The sequence below is a fragment of the Candidatus Methylomirabilota bacterium genome (genome assembly GCA_035260325.1).
Taxonomy (GTDB): Bacteria; Methylomirabilota; Methylomirabilia; order Rokubacteriales; family CSP1-6; genus AR19.
The window spans coordinates 1-2,184 of sequence record DATFVL010000184.1 but is presented as its reverse complement, the minus strand read 5'-3'; the positions used below and the strand labels follow the sequence as shown (position 1 = coordinate 2,184).

Below are 2,184 nucleotides of genomic sequence, written 5' to 3'. Positions count from 1 at the left end.
GCAGGCGGATGCCCGGCCCCTCGCAGTAGGTGGCGGTGACGCGGCGGTAGAGCGGGTTCACGCCGCGCGAGAGGACGATCTCCTTCCGCTCGGTGACGGCGTGGGCCATCAGCGCCGCCTCGGCGAGTGACGACGCGCCGTCGTAGATGGACGCGTTCGCCACGTCCATCCCGGTCAGCTCGGCGATCATCGTCTGGTACTCGTAGATCGTCCTGAGCGTGCCCTGGCTCGCCTCGGGCTGGTAGGGCGTGTACGCCGTGAGGAACTCGCCGCGCAGGACCATGTGGCTGATCGGGCTCGGGACGTAGTGGTCGTAGGAGCCCGCGCCCATGAAGCAGGCGTGCGAGTCGGCGTCGGCGTTCCGGGCGGCGAGCGCCCGCATGTGGCGGACCAGGTCGGTCTCGGCGAGGGCGGGCGCCAGGTTCAACGGCCGGGAGAGCCGCGCCTTCGCGGGGATCTTGACGAGCAGGTCCTCGATCGAGCCGGCGCCGATCACGCCGAGCATCTGCCGCTGCTCGGCCGTCGTGTTGGCGATGAACCGCGACTTCATCAGTGGGCCGCCTGCTTCAGGAAGTCTTCGTACTGCTGGGCCGTCAGGAGCTGGTCCCACTCGACCTTGTTCGAGGACTTGATGACGATCATCCAGCCCTTGCCGTAGGGTTCCTGGTTCACCGTCTCGGGCTTCTTCGTCAGCTCACCGTTGGCCTCGACGACCTCGCCGGAGACCGGCGCGAAGAGGTCGGAGACGGCCTTGACCGACTCGACGACGCCGAAGGCCTTCGCCGCCGTGACCTTGGCGCCGACCTTCGGCAGCTCGACGAATACAACATCGCCGAGCTGCTCCTGAGCATAGTCGGTAATACCGACTCGTACTCTGTCGCCTTCCTGCTTCGCCCACTCGTGCTCGCGCGTGTACCTGAGCTCCTTCGGAATGTTCGCCATCGAGGCGTTACCCCTTTTTCACGCGTGACGGATGGAACGGTGTCTTGACGACGCGCGCGGCCTTCGCCTGGCCGCGGATCTCGACGTCGAGCTCGGTGCCGACTGCGGCGAGCGCCGTCTCCACATACGCCATGGCGATGTACTTGTCCACCGAGGGGCCGTAGGAGCCCGAGGTCACGACGCCGACGCGGCGGCCGGCCTTCAGGACAGGATAGCCGTGGCGCGCGACAGCGCGGTCCACCATCTCGATCCCCACAAGCTTCCGCTTGACGCCCTCGGCGCGGATCTTCTCGAGGGCGTCCCGGCCGCTGAACTCGCCCTTCGCCGGCTTGACGACCCAGCCGAGCCCGGCCTCGAGCGCGTTGGTCGTCTCGTCGATGTCGTTGCCATAGAGCGCGTACTTCATCTCGAGCCGGAGCGTGTCGCGCGCGCCGAGCCCGATCGGCGCCACGCCGTCGCCGCGGCCGGCGTCCAGCAGGGCGGTCCAGAGGCGCTCGGTCTCGGCGGCCGCCGCGTAGAGCTCGAAGCCGTCCTCGCCCGTGTAGCCCGTGCGCGAGATCAGCGTCGCGACGCCCGCCATCTTGCCGCGCGCGAAGCGGTAGTAGCCGAGCTTCGTCACGTCCTGGTCGGCGAGCCGGCCGACGAGCGCCTCCGCCTTCGGCCCCTGCACGGCGATGAGACCCGTGTCCGTGGACGCGTTCTTCCAGCGCGCGCCCCCGCCGTGCTCCGTGACCCAGATCCAGTCCTTGTCGATGTTCCCCGCGTTCACCGTGAGCATGAAGCGGTCGCCGGCGAGGCGGTAGACGGTGAGGTCGTCCACGATCGTCCCGTTCGGGTAGCAGAGGACGGAATACTGCACGTGGCCGGGCTCGAGGGCCGCGACGTCGTTGGTGGTCAGGTGCTGGAGCGCGGCCAGGGCCTTCGGGCCCTCCACCTCGAACTCGCCCATGTGGCTCACGTCGAAGAGCCCGACGGCGCTCCGCACCGTGCGGTGCTCCTCGACGATGCCCGTGTACTGCACCGGCATCTCCCAGCCGCCGAACGGCACCATGCGGGCGCCGGCCTTCACGTGCGCCTGGTAGAGCGGAGTGCGCTTGAGCGGCGTGTCCACGGGCGACTCAGTAGACCATCGCCGCGGGGAAACGGTCAAGCGCGACAGAACTCCTCGATCGCGCGGCGCATCTCCTCGGGGCGCTCGGTCGGAATCCAGTGCCGCGCGTCGAGCCGGACGATGCGGCAGCG

The 2,184-nt window shown here is 69.0% G+C and carries 3 protein-coding genes; all 3 read right to left on the bottom strand.

Annotation, left to right across the window (positions count from 1 at the left end):
• Positions 1-550, bottom strand: a 550-nt coding sequence (locus VKG64_12130; GenBank protein HKB25789.1) for a glycine dehydrogenase, incomplete at its 3' end; no start/stop codon positions are given.
• Complete coding sequence (gcvH, locus tag VKG64_12125; protein HKB25788.1) at positions 550-942, bottom strand: glycine cleavage system protein GcvH; 393 nt, start codon at positions 940-942, stop codon at positions 550-552. The genes gcvH and VKG64_12130, both read right to left, overlap by 1 nt.
• A gap of 7 nt (positions 943-949) precedes the next feature.
• Entirely contained in the window at positions 950-2,053 is a 1,104-nt protein-coding gene (gene gcvT, locus VKG64_12120) for a glycine cleavage system aminomethyltransferase GcvT (protein HKB25787.1), read from the bottom strand.
• Positions 2,054-2,184 lie beyond the last annotated feature (131 nt).

Excerpts from the sequence above, each read along its gene's own strand:
- gcvH (HKB25788.1), bottom strand. The coding sequence starts at position 942 with ATGGCGAACATTCCGAAGGAGCTCAGGTACACGCGCGAGCACGAGTGG.